This is a genomic window from Yersinia enterocolitica (assembly GCA_002082245.2).
Lineage (GTDB): Bacteria > Pseudomonadota > Gammaproteobacteria > Enterobacterales > Enterobacteriaceae > Yersinia > Yersinia enterocolitica_E.
The window spans coordinates 4,431,448-4,446,929 of the sequence record NBTC02000002.1; the positions used below are offsets into that span (position 1 = coordinate 4,431,448).

The following is a 15,482-nucleotide window of genomic DNA, read 5'->3' on the forward strand; positions in this document are numbered from 1 at the left end:
AGTTATGATGCCCTCAGACACTCTGTTCTGCGGGTGTGATTCAATCCACTAATTTCTGGTATCTGGATATGGCCGAACCTCGTTTTGTCCACCTGCGTGTTCACAGCGATTACTCCATGATCGATGGATTAGCCAAGATTGGACCCTTGGTGAAGAGAGCTGCTGCATTAGGTATGCCCGCTCTGGCCATTACTGACTTCACTAACCTTTGTGGTTTGGTGAAATTCTACGGTAGCGCCCACGGTGCTGGGATTAAACCCATCATTGGCGCAGATTTCTACGTGCAAAGTGAAATCTTGGGTGATGAGTTGGCTCACCTTACTGTGTTGGCACGCAATAATGAAGGTTATCAAAACCTTACCTTATTGATCTCCGAAGCTTATCAACGTGGTTATGGCGCAGCTGGTCCGATAATTGATCGCGATTGGCTGATCAAGCATAAAGAGGGGCTGATTCTGCTATCCGGTGGCCGGATGGGGGATGTCGGCAAGTTTATGCTGCGCGGTAATCAGACTCAGGTTGATCAGTGTCTTGAGTTTTATCAAGAGCATTTCCCTGACAGTTACTATTTGGAGCTAATCCGTACCGGTCGGCCAGACGAAGAGAACTATCTTCATGCGGCAGTCGCGCTAGCGACTGAGCGCGGCCTGCCAGTTGTTGCGACCAATGATGTGCGTTTTATCGTTGAGTCTGACTTTGACGCCCATGAGATCCGCGTTGCTATTCATGACGGTTTTACATTGGTTGATCCTAAGCGGCCTAAAAATTATAGTCCTCAGCAGTTTATGCGCGATGAAGAACAGATGTGTGAGCTGTTCGCGGATATTCCTGAAGCGCTGCTCAACAGTGTTGAAATAGCCAAACGTTGTAACGTCACCATCCGCCTTGGGGAATACTTTCTACCGCAGTTCCCTACCGGTGAGATGAGCACGGAAGATTTTTTGGTAGAAAAATCAAAGCAAGGTTTGGAAGAACGGTTGGAATTCCTCTTCCCCGACTCGCAAGTGCGGGCGCAAAAACGGCCAGAGTATGACGAGCGGCTCGATATTGAGCTAAAAGTTATCAACCAGATGGGATTCCCTGGTTACTTCTTGATAGTAATGGAATTTATCCAGTGGTCTAAAGATAATGGTGTTCCGGTAGGGCCAGGGCGAGGCTCAGGTGCAGGCTCTCTGGTGGCATATGCGCTCAAGATTACCGATCTGGATCCGCTGGAATTTGACCTGCTGTTCGAACGTTTTCTCAACCCTGAACGTGTATCAATGCCCGACTTCGACGTTGACTTCTGTATGGAGAAACGTGATCTGGTGATTGAACATGTGGCCGAAATGTATGGACGCGATGCAGTTTCTCAGATTATTACCTTCGGTACGATGGCTGCCAAAGCGGTTATCCGCGATGTGGGTCGCGTGCTGGGCCACCCTTATGGTTTTGTCGATCGTATCTCAAAATTGGTGCCACCAGATCCTGGAATGACGCTGGAAAAAGCCTTTGCCGCTGAACCGCAACTTCCTGAAATTTATGAAGCCGATGAAGAGGTTAGGGCGCTGATTGATATGGCGCGTAAGCTGGAGGGGGTAACACGTAACGCTGGGAAACACGCCGGTGGGGTGGTTATTGCTCCGACCAAAATTACTGATTTTGCACCGCTATATTGTGATGCGGAAGGCAAAAACCCGGTTACTCAGTTCGATAAAAATGATGTGGAATATGCCGGTCTGGTGAAGTTCGACTTCCTCGGTTTGCGTACGCTAACTATCATTAATTGGGCGCTGGAGATGATCAATGCCAAGCGCGCCAAAACTGGGCTAGAACCGATAGATATCGCCTCTATTCCGCTGGAAGATAAGCAAAGCTTCGATATGCTGCAACGTTCGGAAACGACAGCAGTATTCCAGCTTGAATCCCGAGGTATGAAGGATCTTATCAAGCGGCTGAAGCCAGACTGCTTCGAGGATATGATAGCTCTGGTGGCATTATTCCGCCCCGGTCCGCTGCAATCAGGGATGGTAGATAACTTTATTGACCGTAAACATGGTCGTGAAGCACTGTCCTATCCTGATATCGAATGGCAACATGAATCCCTGAAGCCTGTACTGGAGCCGACCTATGGCATCATCCTGTATCAGGAACAGGTTATGCAGATTGCGCAGGTTCTGTCTGGTTACTCCCTTGGCGGCGCGGATATGTTGCGTCGAGCTATGGGTAAGAAAAACCCAGCAGAGATGGCAAAACAGCGTTCGGTATTCGAAGATGGGGCCAAAAGTCAGGGCGTTGACGGTGAATTGGCGATAAAAATCTTTGACTTGGTAGAGAAGTTTGCCGGTTATGGTTTTAACAAATCTCACTCCGCTGCTTATGCTTTGGTGTCCTACCAGACGTTGTGGTTAAAAGCACATTATCCGGCTGAATTTATGGCTGCGGTAATGACCGCCGATATGGATAACACCGATAAAGTCGTTGGCCTGGTTGATGAATGTTGGCGTATGGGGCTGAAGATTCTGCCACCAGAAATTAACAGTGGCCTGTATCACTTCCATGTAAATGATGAGGGTGAAATTGTTTACGGGATTGGTGCTATCAAGGGGGTTGGTGAGGCGCCGATCGACGCGATACTGGAGGCGCGTAAAGAGGGCGGTCACTTCAAAGATTTGTTTGATTTATGTGCCCGCGTCGATACGAAAAAGCTGAATCGGCGGATATTAGAAAAGTTAATCATGTCCGGTGCTTTTGACCGTTTGGGGCCGCACCGTGCCGCATTAATGAGCTCCTTAGGCGAAGCGTTAAAAGCCGCAGACCAACATGCGAAAGCAGAGGCCATTGGTCAGGCCGATATGTTTGGCGTATTGGCTGATGCACCTGAGCAGGTTGAGCAATCTTATGCTAATGTGCCGCGGTGGCAGGAACAAATTGTTTTAGACGGTGAGCGGGAAACGCTGGGGTTATACCTAACCGGCCACCCGATTACTCAATATCTAAAGGAAATCGAACGTTATGCTGGCGGGCTGCGTTTGAAAGATATGCATCCGACGGATCGGGGCAAAATGACCACTGCGGTAGGGCTGGTAATCGCTGCAAGGGTTATGGTAACAAAACGCGGGAATCGCATTGGTATTTGTACTTTGGATGACCGCTCCGGGCGTCTGGAGGTGATGCTATTCACCGATGCATTGGAAAAATATCAGCATTTATTGGAAAAAGACCGTATCCTGATAGCCACTGGACAGGTCAGCTTTGATGACTTTAGTGGTGGACTTAAAATGACCGCCCGTGAGTTAATGGACATCAGTGAAGCTCGTGAAAAATATGCCCGTGGGCTTGCTATATCGCTGACCGACAGGCAAATTGATGACCAGCTTTTGAACCGTCTCCGTCAGTCGTTGGAACCCCATCGAGCGGGGACGATCCCAGTGCATCTTTATTACCAACGGGAAGATGCTCGCGCCCGGCTGCGGTTTGGAGCCACATGGCGCGTGACGCCCACCGATCGCTTATTGATAGATTTGCGAACGCTGGTAGGTAATGAGCAGGTGGAACTGGAATTTGACTAAAATAGGAATGCTATGAGTCTGAATTTTCTTGATTTTGAACAGCCGATTGCAGAGCTGGAAGCGAAAATTGACTCGCTGACTGCAGTCAGCCGTCAAGACGAAAAATTAGATATTAATCTGGATGAAGAGGTCCAGCGTCTGCGTGAGAAAAGTGTTGAGCTGACGCGGAAAATTTTCTCGGACCTCGGCGCATGGCAGATTGCCCAACTGGCACGCCACCCTCGTCGTCCTTATACCCTGGATTATATCGCTAATATCTTTACTGATTTCGAAGAACTGGCGGGTGATCGCGCTTATGCCGACGACAAAGCTATTGTCGGTGGTATTGCTCGTCTGGATGGTCGCCCGGTGATGATCATTGGTCATCAAAAAGGCCGTGAAACCAAAGAAAAAATTCGCCGTAACTTTGGTATGCCAGCGCCTGAAGGTTATCGTAAGGCACTGCGTCTGATGGAGATGGCTGAGCGCTTTAAGCTGCCAATCATTACTTTCATTGATACACCGGGGGCATATCCTGGTGTTGGCGCAGAAGAGCGTGGTCAATCTGAAGCCATCGCACGTAACCTGCGTGAGATGTCACGCCTGAGTGTTCCTATCGTTTGTACCGTTATTGGTGAAGGTGGCTCAGGCGGCGCATTAGCCATTGGTGTTGGCGATAAAGTGAATATGCTGCAATACAGCACCTATTCCGTTATCTCCCCAGAGGGCTGTGCATCTATTCTGTGGAAAAGTGCTGATAAAGCACCGTTAGCCGCAGAGGCCATGGGTATTACGGCTCATCGTCTGAAAGAATTAAAGATGATTGACTCGGTTATCCCTGAACCTTTAGGCGGCGCACACCGTGATTACATCACTATTGCTGCTGCTTTGAAGGCGCAACTGTTGGCTGATCTTAGTGATCTGGATGTTTTGAATGACGAAGAATTATTGAATCGTCGTTATCAGCGTCTGATGAATTACGGTTATTGCTGATTAAGCATGCCCGATTTATTGGGCATCGCAGAGAGATATTGAAATCCGGCTCATATATTATGAGCCGGATTTTTTACTTATAGATTCTGAGTTATAATATCTAACCCCATAATAATTTTGGCAAAAATTTAATTTCATGTTGTTATAGGTAATTGGCGAACAATATGAGGATTCACCGATGAATATCATCGCAATCATGGGGCCGATGGGGGTTTACTACAAAGATGAACCTATTCGTGAGTTAAACGATGCCCTGCTGGCTAAAGGTTTTCAGTTGATCTACCCTCAGGATCGTGGTGATCTGCTTAAACTGATCGAGCATAATGCGCGGATTATTGGTGTGATTTTCGATTGGGACCAGCACAGTAATGAGCTTTGCACTGAAATTAATGATCTGAACGAATATCTCCCACTTTACGCATTTATCAATACGACCTCCTCATTGGATGTCAGTTTGAATGAAATGCGCATGGCTCTTTATTTCTTTGAATATACGTTAAATGCGGCAGATGATATTGCCCAGCATATTGAACAATATACCGCTGAGTATATGGATAGCATCACTCCGCCGCTAACCAAGGCGTTATTTAATTACGTCAAAGAAGGGAAATATACCTTCTGTACGCCGGGGCATATGGCGGGGACGGCATTTCAAAAAAGCCCGGTAGGCAGCTTATTCTATGATTTCTTTGGTGCTAATACCCTCAAGGCTGATGTGTCGATTTCAGTGACTGAACTCGGATCACTATTAGACCACAGTGGCCCGCATCTGGAAGCCGAAGAGTATATTGCCCGTACTTTCAATGCTGAGCAGAGTTATATGGTGACGAACGGGACATCAACGGCAAATAAAATCATTGGCATGTATTCGTCCCCTTCGGGCAGTACGGTATTGATTGACCGTAATTGTCATAAGTCTCTGACACATCTTTTGATGATGACCAATATCATTCCGCTATATTTGCGCCCGGCCCGTAATGCTTACGGTATTTTGGGCGGCATCCCGCAGCACGAATTTACGCGCGAATCTATTACTGAGAAAATTGCACAAACCAAGAATGCCAGCTGGCCAGTGCATGCGGTGATAACGAACTCGACCTATGATGGGCTGCTCTATAATACTGATTATATTAAGCAGACACTGGACGTCCCTTCAATTCACTTTGATTCCGCCTGGGTGCCTTATACCAATTTCCATGAGATTTATGAAGGGAAAAGTGGCATGAGCGGGGAACGGATTGCGGGTAAAGTTTTCTATGAAACGCAATCGACACATAAATTGTTGGCCGCATTCTCTCAAGCTTCGATGATTCATATTAAAGGTGATTATAATGAAGGCACTTTTAACGAAGCTTATATGATGCATACCACCACCTCTCCGAATTACGGCATTGTGGCATCAATGGAAACTGCCGCAGCAATGATGCGTGGTAAACCGGGCAGGCGCATGATTATGCGCTCCATTGAGCGTGCGATGCATTTTCGCAAAGAAGTTCGCCGTTTACGTTCACAAAGTGACAACTGGTTCTTTGATGTCTGGCAGCCAGAAGATATTGACGAAATAGCCTGTTGGCCGTTGCAACCGGGGCAAAAGTGGCATGGCTTTAGTAATGCGGATGCAGACCATATGTATCTGGATCCGATCAAAGTGACCATCCTGACGCCGGGTATGAGCAGTGAAGGGGAACTTGAAGACGAAGGGATCCCTGCGGCATTAGTCGCTAAATTTCTCGATGAACGCGGCATCGTGGTAGAGAAAACCGGGCCATATAATTTGCTGTTCCTGTTCAGTATTGGTATTGATAAAACCAAGGCGATGAGCTTATTGCGCGGCCTAATGGAGTTTAAGCGCGCTTATGATCTTAACTTGCGGGTTAAAAACATGCTGCCGGATCTGTTTGCTGAAGATCCCGATTTTTACCGTCATATGCGCATTCAAGATCTGGCCGCCGGTATCCACCAATTGATCCGTAAACATGACTTACCCCGTTTAATGCGCCAGTCTTTTGATGTACTGCCAGAGATGAAACTCACGCCGTATGACATGTTCCAACAGCAGATTCGCGGTAATATAGCGGCCTGCGAAATGTGTGATTTGAAAGGCAAAGTCGTGGCCAACATGATCCTGCCTTACCCACCGGGGGTACCGTTGGTTATGCCAGGTGAAATGATCAGTGAAGAGAGCCGCGCAGTCTTGGACTTCCTGCTGATGCTGTGTGCCATTGGCGCGCATTATCCTGGGTTTGAAACCGACATTCACGGAGCTAAACGTGATGATGATGGTCGCTATTGGGTCAATGTGCTGAAGACAAATGATTAAACTGGAGTAATACATGTTAGCAATACGTCAGATACATCATATTGCAATCATTGGCTCAGATTATCAGGTCAGTAAAAAATTCTACTGTGAGGTGCTGGGGTTCAGCTTGATAAGCGAGGTCTATCGTGAAGAACGCGACTCATGGAAAGCTGATTTAGCCTTAAATGGGCAATATACTATCGAGTTGTTTTCTTTTCCCTCCCCGTCAACACGACCTAGCCGCCCAGAGGCTTGTGGTTTACGTCACCTGGCTTTTCAGGTTGATAATATTGAGCAGGCAGTCAGTGAACTGGGGGCTACCGGTGTGATTTGCGAAGCGGTTCGCATTGATCCCTATACCCAATCACGTTTTACTTTCTTTACTGATCCAGATGGTTTACCTCTGGAGCTATACGAAATAACGCTGGAATGACATGAACTCAGCCACCTTTATGCCTAATGTGTTACTCAATCCTTTGTTCGCACAATTGGGTGATCATCGCCATGTGCTGGTGGGGTTCAGTGGTGGGTTGGATTCCAGTGTATTACTGCATTTATTGGTTAGCCTGCGCCAACAATTGCTCCCTGAGCTGAAAGTTCGTGCGATTCATATTCATCACGGATTAAACCCATTGGCAGACAGTTGGGTAAAACATTGCCAGCAGCAGTGTGATCAATGGGAAGTTCCACTTGAAGTGGTGCGAGTGAAGATTGATCCGCGACACAATGGAATAGAGGCTGCCGCTAGAACGGCTCGCTATCAGGCATTTTCCTTACATTTAGCTGCCAATGAAGTGCTACTTACGGCTCAACATCTGGATGACCAGTGTGAAACCTTCTTACTGGCACTTAAGCGGGGCAGTGGTCCGGCGGGGCTGTCCTCAATGGCAGGCAGAATGCCGTTTGCCCATAGCCAGTTGTTGCGACCATTGTTGGCCTTTTCCCGCGCAACGCTTGAGAACTATGCTCAAGCACAACAACTACGGTGGATTGAAGATGACAGCAATCAGGACCATCGTTTCGATCGTAACTTCTTGCGATTAAATGTGTTGCCTCTGCTTCATCAGCGCTGGCCGCATTTTGCTCAAGCGACGGCGCGCAGTGCAAGTCTGTGCGCTGAGCAGGAACAATTATTGGATGAGTTGTTGGCAGATAATCTGCAACAACTGCAAAGTCTGGATGGCGCGCTTTCTATTGAGGGGTTATTACTGGCCTCAGAAGCCAAACGGGGGGCGATATTACGCCGTTGGCTGGCTAGATGGGGAGCAGTGATGCCATCGCAAAACCAACTGCAACGTTTGTGGTTAGAAGTTGCTATGGCAAGGCAAGATGCAGAGCCTCAGCTTACTTTGGGGGCACATCAGGTTCGCCGCTTCCGGCAATATTTATATCTATTGCCACCGCTGGCTGAAATAAATATACGGCATCTACCTTGGGCCAACATTGAGGCTGGGCCTAATCATGTCGCAATCCCCCCTGGCCCTTTGATTCTACCTGCCAATCTGGGGGTATTGAGTTTTATTACTGAAGGGGGGCAAGCGGTCAGGGCTGCGGCAACCGGCGAGGTAATCAGCATCCGTTTCGGTTTACAAGGTGATATCAAGATTGTCGGGCGGCATCATTCGCGCCATAGCAAAAAGATTTGGCAAGAGTTGGGGGTACCGCCGTGGCAACGGGAGCGTATTCCGCTACTCTACTTTGGCGAACAATTAATTGCTGCGGCTGGAGTGTTTGTGGCTCAGGCAGGCCAGGCAAAAGAAGGCGAACCTTGTTGGTACCTAAATTGGACCAACGCGGAATAATAAAATAACAACACGCAGAACAGTCTATTTTGAGGAGCAATAATGAAATTAGTCGTCAGTATAATGATGTTATGGGGATTGAGTAGTTTCTCGGCGTTGGCAAAAAATGATATCGAAGCGGGGCGAGTTAAGTCTGCCAGTTGTGTGGCTTGTCATGGTGCACAAGGTAAGGTTTCGGTGCCGATGTATCCTAATCTGGCTGGGCAAAATGCCATGTATTTAGAACAATCATTAAAAGCGTATAAAAAAGGAGAGCGTACTGGTGGGCAAGCTGGAGTGATGCAGGCTTATGTTGTGCCTTTAACCGACGAGGATTTCTCTGATTTGGCGGCTTACTATGCCAGTTTAAAACCTTGATTCGGTTTGGTCTGCCCTGAATGCAAAACGGGCCACTCTTCAGCGGCCCGTCATCAATATAATGGGATGAAGCTATGATGCACTCACCACAACAGTCCCTATCTCGGGGTGACTGAAGCTGGCAATATAGTCCAGACGCAACTCGCGCATTGTTCCTTCTTGCTCGATAATCAGGTATTCGACCTTTTTTCTCAGCAGCAGATCGCTGGCTTTACCTTCTACGATCTCACCGCCTCTCAACTTCAACGTCAGTATCAGGTGATGTTGGCAGGCGAGCTCTAGATTATCGTAGTCATCACAATTGATGGGTTGATACTCTTCACTCATCGACATAATCGCTCACCAATAAGTTAGCGGCGGCAAAGGCCGCCTGTTCTCTAACGGAGGACGGTAGTGCGTCGTTAGCCGCAACTTCGTCCAATGCTTTCAATACACAGCGCAATGCGTCTGGTACGTAACCCAGATCGCCACTTCCAATTTGGGCATAAAAACGGCGTACTAATTCACAGTATTGCTGCACAGTAATCCTCCTGGAAAAGTTTAACCCAGTAGATTCTCAGCGGAAGCGACACACTGTCAACCTACGAAGATAAACTCTGAACTTATAAGGACTATAGCACAGGAGTGATAGAGATATTAGAGTGTGGCACAAGGTTTCTTTTTCGCATTGATGCCACTAATCGTTCTCTTTATGCAGGGTTGGCTGGCTGCTGGCAGACTGGATCAAGTACACTGTCTGCCAGATAATTAAGAGGTCACCCATGGCACTAAAAGCAACCATCCATAAAGCTGCTGTTAACATTGCGGATATGGATCGTAATTTTTTTCAGGATGTTAACCTGACTATCGCGCAGCACCCCTCCGAAACTGACCAACGTATGATGCTGAGGTTACTCGCATGGATCTGCCATGCTGATGAGCGTTTGCAGTTTACTAAAGGTCTGAGCGCTGACGATGAGCCGGAGATTTGGCGTCATAATGACCATAACGGTATTGAATTGTGGGTTGAGCTGGGGTTACCAGAGGAGAAACGTCTGCGTAAAGCCTGTAATCAGTCACAGCAAGTGGTGCTGTATGCCTACAGTGAACGCGCCGCCAAGGTGTGGTGGCCACAAGCCCGAGATAAGTTATCCGGGCACCGTAATTTGCGGGTGCGCTTCTTGGGTGATGAACAGATGGCCAAGTTGGCGGCACTTGCGAATCGTAATATGTCGTTACAGGCTACGTTGCAAGAGGGAACTATTTGGTTGTCGGATGCTCAGAATAATCTGGAAATTAGTTTTGATGAATGGCAAGGCGACGGGCAATAAGCGTGCTGATTATATCTAATTATGTCAGTCTACCTGACAGTGAGATTGAGCTGACGGCGATCCGGGCGCAGGGCGCGGGGGGACAGCACGTCAATAAAACCTCAACTGCCATTCATTTGCGCTTTGACATTAAGGCATCAAGCCTGCCAGAGTACTATAAAGAAAGGTTATTATTGCTAAATAGCCATTTGATGACGGCAGAGGGTGTCGTTATCATCAAAGCGCAAGAATACCGCAGCCAAGATATGAACCGCGAAGCGGCATTGGCGCGGCTGGTGGCATTAATCCATCAGGCAATGGTGGTAGAAAAGGCTCGTCGGGCGACAAAACCGACCAAAGGCTCAAAAATAAGGCGAGTCGAGGGCAAAGTCCGCAAAGGTGCGACCAAAGCACTGCGCGGCAAAATACATCAGGAGTGATGCCATTATTTAGCCTGTGATTTATACATTGTGACTAATGTGGCTTCATTCCTTATATATCGGACACAGTATGGGAGAATGACTGTGAAAAAATTAACAATAACGCTATTTTTGGCAGTAGGTGCACTGTCATTATTAGGTTGCAACAATCGACATCAACCGGTTGAACAGGCTTTACAACCTATGCAGCAAAGCTATCAGGGCGTATTACCCTGCGCGGATTGCAGTGGTTTGGATACCTCACTGTTCCTTGATAGCGATGGGACTTTTATCCTGAAGGAAATTTATCGTGGCACTGCTCATGCTGGCGATAACAACGAGAGCGATCAAACCTTTGCTGAATACGGTCAGTGGGCGCGTACTGCTGATAAGTTGGTACTTACTAATGGGCAAGGGGAGAAACGCTACTTTCGGCCGGTAGGTAAAAATCTGGTGATGCTCGACCAACAAGGATTGGCGATTCAGTCAGCATTGAATTATCAGCTTACCCCGAGTGATCAGCCGTTACCCAAAACGCCGATGCCGTTGAGCGGTATGTATAAGTATTTTGCTGATGCTGCCGTATTTACCGATTGTGCTACCGGCCGAACCTTCCCAGTCGAGAATAATATTGCACTGGAAACCGGATATTTAAAAGCCCGTAAAAAGGTCGGTGAACCGGTATTTTTAACCCTTAATGGCCATTTTGATGTGCGGCCATCGATGGAAGAAGGGCAATCAGACAAAACGCTGATTCCGGCTGATAACATTAAGTTTAATGCCAGTAAGAGTTGCGGCAGTAAATAGAATCTATCCGTTGCTGCAATAAAAAGCCGCTGGTAGTGAGTTAACTATCCAGCGGCTCAGCGGTTTACTTAGGGTCAATTAGCGCTTGATTTGGCCCAGCAGGAACTCAATGATTTCGCTGGTTTTAATCATCTGCTTCTCACCAATACGGCGGTTTTTATATTCCACCTCTTCGCTGTCGAGATTGCGGTCACCAATCACGATATTGTGTGGCACGCCAATCAGCTCCATATCGGCAAACATCACGCCTGGGCGTTCTTTGCGGTCATCGAGAATCACGTCAATACCATGGGAACGCAGAGTGGCATACAGCTCTTCCGCCAACTCTTTCACGCGGAAAGATTTGTGCATATTCATTGGCAAAATGGCTACCTGGAACGGTGCAATCGCATCCGGCCAAATAATGCCACGGTCGTCATGATTCTGCTCAATGGCCGCTGCTACTACACGGGATACGCCAATACCGTAACAACCCATGGTCATCACTTGGTTACGGCCATCTTCGCCCTGAACCGTGGCTTTCATCGCTTCCGAGTATTTAGTGCCTAGCTGGAAGATATGACCGACTTCAATACCACGCTTGATAAGTAATGTGCCTTTGCCATCAGGGCTGATATCGCCTTCAACCACATTACGTAAATCGGCAATTTGTGGCAGCGGTAAGTCACGCTCCCAATTAATACCAAAGTAGTGTTTGCCGTCGATATTCGCGCCAGCACCAAAATCACTCATCGCTGCCACACTGCGGTCAATCACGATTGGCAACTGCAAATTAACCGGGCCTAATGAACCTGGACCTGCGCCAATCACTGCACGAATCTCTTCTTCGCTGGCAAAGGTCAGTGGTTTGGCGACTTGTAGCAGTTTCTCTGCTTTAATCTCATTGAGTTCATGATCACCGCGAACCAGCAACGCAACCAGCTTGTGACCACTCTCTTCGTGAGCATGCACCAATAAGGTTTTCACTGTTTTCACTATTGGAAGGTTGAACTGCTCGACCAATTCAGCGATGGTTTTTGCATTCGGGGTATCAATGATACGCAGCTCTTCCGTGGCGCTAGCCCGTGGTTCACCAGGAGCCACTGCTTCAGCAAACTCAATATTAGCGGCATAATCAGAACCGGTTGAGAACACAATGTCGTCTTCGCCACTCTCGGCCAGCACTTGGAATTCATGCGATGCACTGCCACCAATTGAACCGGTATCTGCCAGAACTGCACGGAAATTCAGATCCATACGAGAGAAAATCTTACTGTAGGCCGCATACATCGCGTCGTAAGTTTCCTGCAACGATTCCTGAGTGGTATGGAAAGAGTAAGCATCTTTCATCAGGAACTCGCGAGCACGCATCACGCCGAAACGTGGGCGAACTTCATCACGAAACTTGGTCTGGATTTGGAAAAAATTCAGCGGCAACTGTTTGTAAGAGTTGATCTCACCGCGAATCAGGTCAGTAATTACTTCTTCATGAGTTGGACCGAGCACAAAAGGGCGTTCGCCGCGATCGACAAAACGCAATAGCTCAGGACCATACTGTTCCCAGCGACCACTCTCCTGCCACAAATCAGCCGGTTGTACGACGGGCATTGAAACCTCAATAGCACCGGCGTTATTCATTTCTTCGCGCACGATGTTTTCGACTTTCTTCAACACCCTAACTCCGGTCGGTAACCAGGTATAAAGACCTGATGCCAGTTTACGGATCATCCCGGCACGAAGCATCAGTTGGTGACTGATCACTTCAGCATCGGCAGGTGTCTCCTTTAGAGTGGAGAGCAGATATTGGCTAGTACGCATGATGTTTTGGTTCCATTAGCACTGCAACAAGTAGAGGCAGTCCAAAAAGTAAAAAGTGGTTTAGTTTACCAGCGAGTACGGGTTGTCAAAAGAGAACTGGCTGAAATTTAGCGTGGGTCGAGCGACAACACTTCTGTTTGCTGGCCCATAACCCGCCAACGCACATTAAATTCCAGCAACAGAACCGCGTATTCACGACTTTCATTATCGTCTTTACGGTAGGCTGGGCGGGGGTCTTGTGCCAAAACCTGGCTGATAAAACGCCGCAAATGTGGATAACGCGTCTGCTGCTGTACTAACTGTTGCTCAGCGGTGGCGGAGAAACACACCGGCATACCTGCATCTGGGGCTGTCTGCGCAAAACCAGCGCGCGCCAGTGGTTGGCTCTCTGCAAAAGGCAGATAGGGTTTAATGTCAATCACCGGGGTACCATCAACCAGATCCAGACTACCCAACTCCAGAATCACCTCTGCGCCCTGGCAACGTATCCCTTTCAGCTCAATCAACGACATGCCGATAGGATTTGGCCGGAAAGTGGAGCGAGTGGCAAATACGCCCATCCGTGTATTACCGCCTAAACGTGGCGGGCGAACCGTCGGACGCCAACCCCCCGCCATGGTTTGATGGAAAACGAACATCACCCATACATGACTGAAGTCAGATAACCCACGCACGGCTTCCGGCTGATTATAGGGAGCCACTAACTGTAACTCACCACCGCCATCTTCAATTAGACCGGGCTGTCTTGGCACCGCAAACTTTTCTTTATAGGGTGAGCGAATCACCCCGATCTGATTGAAGGAAAATACACTCATTTTGATGAAACGTTCAGTGCAGAACCTTGGCACACCGCTTGTTGATAGCAGCCAGGAACGCCACTTTGTATTTCACATCCGTGTAGCAGCACCGCATTGGCTTTCATATAAGAAGCACGGGTCTGCATTCTCTTACGGGCGGTGGCGATACTGGCTGGAGAGTCCTGAACGGTAGATTGGCAAGACTCACCGGATACTTCGCCTAAGTCGCGGAAAGGCTTGCCAACAAGTTCTTCAGCACTTTTATAAAGTTTTACTGGTGCCGGACGAGGGGCTGCCGTTGGGCTGGGTTTAGTCACCGGAGGTGGTTGCTTAACCGGACTTTCTGTGGTGGATGGCTTTGATTGAAGCATGGAGCATCCAGTTAGCGAAAGTGCTAACAGACACAGAGGTAACGCACGCATAGAGATTCCTCAGCCTTTTTTATTTAAGAGGCGCTATTGAAGCAATCTATGATGCAAATAACAAGACGGGCCATGGCCCGTCTTGCAATATATTTAGCAAACACTGATTTTAGCTAACGCCATATTCAGCAAAATAGCCAATTAACACTTACCAGCCTTTTACTGCACCACCGTTGAATGCTTTGTTTGCTGCATCGTAAACTTCATCAGACTGATATGCCTGAACGAATTTCTTCACGTTTTCCGCATCTTTATTGTCTTCGCGGGCTACGATCAGATTGACGTAAGGTGACTCTTTATCTTCCACGAATAAGCCATCTTTAGCAGGTGTTAAGCCAATCTGGCTGGCGTAGGTGGTATTGATAATCGCCAAGGCGATTTGTTGGTCATCCAAAGAACGTGGTAACTGAGGGGCTTCCAGTTCAACCAGTTTCAGGTTTTTAGGATTCTCAACCACATCCAACACGGTTGGCAGCAGACCAACGCCGTCTTTCAGTTTAATCAGCCCCACTTTTTGCAGCAGCAACAGAGAACGGCCCAGATTGGTCGGGTCATTTGGCAGTGCGACCTGAGAACCCGGTTGTAACTCTTCCAATGACTTGATTTTCTTAGAGTAACCAGCAATTGGATAAACGAATGAGTTACCCACAGACACTAACTTGTAGCCACGATCTTTAATTTGCTGATCCAGATAAGGCTTGTGCTGGAAGGCATTCAGGTCAATATCACCTTTGCTCAATGCTTCGTTTGGCAATACATAGTCGTTAAAGGTAACCAGTTCAACATCCAGACCATATTTATCTTTTGCCACTTTTTGAGCAACTTCAGCAACTTGTTGCTCGGCACCCACAATGACACCAACTTTAATGTGGTTTGGATCTTTCTCTGCCGGGCCGCAACCCACCAGAGCTAAGGTACCAATCAGTGCACTGACTGCCGCGATAGATTTGAATTTTAAAGACATATCCCT

Annotated in this window: 15 protein-coding genes; 9 read left to right on the forward strand and 6 right to left on the reverse strand. The window is 47.9% G+C overall.

Going from position 1 to position 15,482, the window contains the following annotated elements:
- The first annotated feature begins 68 nt into the window (after positions 1-68).
- From A6J66_021640 to A6J66_021665, 6 genes are all read left to right on the forward strand, one after another.
- Positions 69-3,551, forward strand: a complete 3,483-nt coding sequence (locus tag A6J66_021640; protein PNM26525.1) for a DNA polymerase III subunit alpha — start codon at positions 69-71, stop codon at positions 3,549-3,551.
- 12 nt (positions 3,552-3,563) lie between these two features.
- Complete coding sequence (locus tag A6J66_021645; GenBank protein ID PNM26526.1) at positions 3,564-4,523, forward strand: acetyl-CoA carboxylase carboxyltransferase subunit alpha; 960 nt, start codon at positions 3,564-3,566, stop codon at positions 4,521-4,523.
- A 178-nt stretch (positions 4,524-4,701) separates the two neighbouring features.
- The gene (locus A6J66_021650) at positions 4,702-6,843 is read left to right on the forward strand and encodes a lysine decarboxylase (protein PNM26527.1); all 2,142 of its coding nucleotides are present in this window, start codon (positions 4,702-4,704) and stop codon (positions 6,841-6,843) included.
- Positions 6,844-6,856: 13 nt separating this feature from the next.
- Positions 6,857-7,255, forward strand: coding sequence for a VOC family protein (locus A6J66_021655; GenBank protein PNM26528.1), 399 nt, complete (start codon positions 6,857-6,859; stop codon positions 7,253-7,255).
- A 1-nt stretch (position 7,256) separates the two neighbouring features.
- Positions 7,257-8,624 (forward strand): tRNA lysidine(34) synthetase TilS, encoded by a 1,368-nt coding sequence (locus A6J66_021660; GenBank protein PNM26529.1) that lies wholly within the window; start codon positions 7,257-7,259, stop codon positions 8,622-8,624.
- 39 nt (positions 8,625-8,663) lie between these two features.
- On the forward strand, positions 8,664-8,981 hold the full coding sequence (locus A6J66_021665) for a cytochrome C554 (GenBank protein ID PNM26530.1): 318 nt from the start codon (positions 8,664-8,666) through the stop codon (positions 8,979-8,981).
- 72 nt (positions 8,982-9,053) lie between these two features.
- Here the strand turns inward: A6J66_021665 and A6J66_021670 are convergent, their stop codons facing one another.
- Both A6J66_021670 and A6J66_021675 read right to left on the reverse strand, forming a co-directional pair.
- Entirely contained in the window at positions 9,054-9,314 is a 261-nt protein-coding gene (locus A6J66_021670) for a Rho-binding antiterminator (GenBank protein PNM26531.1), read from the reverse strand.
- Complete coding sequence (locus tag A6J66_021675; GenBank protein ID PNM26532.1) at positions 9,301-9,501, reverse strand: hypothetical protein; 201 nt, start codon at positions 9,499-9,501, stop codon at positions 9,301-9,303. Before A6J66_021675 ends, A6J66_021670 begins: the two co-directional genes overlap by 14 nt.
- A gap of 241 nt (positions 9,502-9,742) precedes the next feature.
- On the opposite strand from A6J66_021675, the gene A6J66_021680 reads away from it, so the two are divergent.
- The 3 genes from A6J66_021680 to A6J66_021690 all read left to right on the forward strand — a co-directional run bounded on the left by A6J66_021680 (position 9,743) and on the right by A6J66_021690 (position 11,496).
- Complete coding sequence (locus tag A6J66_021680; protein ID PNM26533.1) at positions 9,743-10,291, forward strand: hypothetical protein; 549 nt, start codon at positions 9,743-9,745, stop codon at positions 10,289-10,291.
- 2 nt (positions 10,292-10,293) lie between these two features.
- Positions 10,294-10,710, forward strand: a complete 417-nt coding sequence (locus A6J66_021685) for an aminoacyl-tRNA hydrolase (GenBank protein ID PNM26534.1) — start codon at positions 10,294-10,296, stop codon at positions 10,708-10,710.
- 78 nt (positions 10,711-10,788) lie between these two features.
- Entirely contained in the window at positions 10,789-11,496 is a 708-nt protein-coding gene (locus A6J66_021690; GenBank protein ID PNM26535.1) for a copper homeostasis/adhesion lipoprotein NlpE, read from the forward strand.
- Positions 11,497-11,574: 78 nt separating this feature from the next.
- Here A6J66_021690 and proS read toward each other — a convergent pair whose 3' ends face one another.
- The 4 genes from proS to metQ all read right to left on the reverse strand — a co-directional run bounded on the left by proS (position 11,575) and on the right by metQ (position 15,476).
- On the reverse strand, positions 11,575-13,293 hold the full coding sequence (gene proS / locus A6J66_021695; GenBank protein PNM26536.1) for a proline--tRNA ligase: 1,719 nt from the start codon (positions 13,291-13,293) through the stop codon (positions 11,575-11,577).
- 107 nt (positions 13,294-13,400) lie between these two features.
- Positions 13,401-14,108: a tRNA (N6-threonylcarbamoyladenosine(37)-N6)-methyltransferase TrmO gene (gene tsaA, locus A6J66_021700; GenBank protein PNM26537.1), complete on the reverse strand. Its 708-nt coding sequence runs from the start codon at positions 14,106-14,108 to the stop codon at positions 13,401-13,403.
- Positions 14,105-14,512, reverse strand: coding sequence for an Rcs stress response system protein RcsF (locus A6J66_021705; GenBank protein PNM26538.1), 408 nt, complete (start codon positions 14,510-14,512; stop codon positions 14,105-14,107). The genes tsaA and A6J66_021705 overlap by 4 nt, the downstream gene beginning before the upstream one ends.
- Before the next feature lie 148 nt (positions 14,513-14,660).
- Positions 14,661-15,476, reverse strand: coding sequence for a methionine ABC transporter substrate-binding protein MetQ (gene metQ, locus A6J66_021710; protein ID PNM26539.1), 816 nt, complete (start codon positions 15,474-15,476; stop codon positions 14,661-14,663).
- Positions 15,477-15,482: the final 6 nt, after the last annotated feature.

Excerpts from the sequence above, each read along its gene's own strand:
- A6J66_021650 (PNM26527.1), top strand. The coding sequence starts at position 4,702 with ATGAATATCATCGCAATCATGGGGCCGATGGGGGTTTACTACAAAGAT.
- A6J66_021640 (PNM26525.1), top strand. The coding sequence starts at position 69 with ATGGCCGAACCTCGTTTTGTCCACCTGCGTGTTCACAGCGATTACTCC.
- A6J66_021690 (PNM26535.1), top strand. The coding sequence starts at position 10,789 with ATGACTGTGAAAAAATTAACAATAACGCTATTTTTGGCAGTAGGTGCA.
- tsaA (PNM26537.1), bottom strand. The coding sequence starts at position 14,108 with ATGAGTGTATTTTCCTTCAATCAGATCGGGGTGATTCGCTCACCCTAT.
- A6J66_021655 (PNM26528.1), top strand. The coding sequence starts at position 6,857 with ATGTTAGCAATACGTCAGATACATCATATTGCAATCATTGGCTCAGAT.
- proS (PNM26536.1), bottom strand. The coding sequence starts at position 13,293 with ATGCGTACTAGCCAATATCTGCTCTCCACTCTAAAGGAGACACCTGCC.
- A6J66_021670 (PNM26531.1), bottom strand. The coding sequence starts at position 9,314 with ATGTCGATGAGTGAAGAGTATCAACCCATCAATTGTGATGACTACGAT.
- A6J66_021680 (PNM26533.1), top strand. The coding sequence starts at position 9,743 with ATGGCACTAAAAGCAACCATCCATAAAGCTGCTGTTAACATTGCGGAT.
- A6J66_021645 (PNM26526.1), top strand. The coding sequence starts at position 3,564 with ATGAGTCTGAATTTTCTTGATTTTGAACAGCCGATTGCAGAGCTGGAA.
- metQ (PNM26539.1), bottom strand. The coding sequence starts at position 15,476 with ATGTCTTTAAAATTCAAATCTATCGCGGCAGTCAGTGCACTGATTGGT.
- A6J66_021660 (PNM26529.1), top strand. The coding sequence starts at position 7,257 with ATGAACTCAGCCACCTTTATGCCTAATGTGTTACTCAATCCTTTGTTC.
- A6J66_021705 (PNM26538.1), bottom strand. The coding sequence starts at position 14,512 with ATGCGTGCGTTACCTCTGTGTCTGTTAGCACTTTCGCTAACTGGATGC.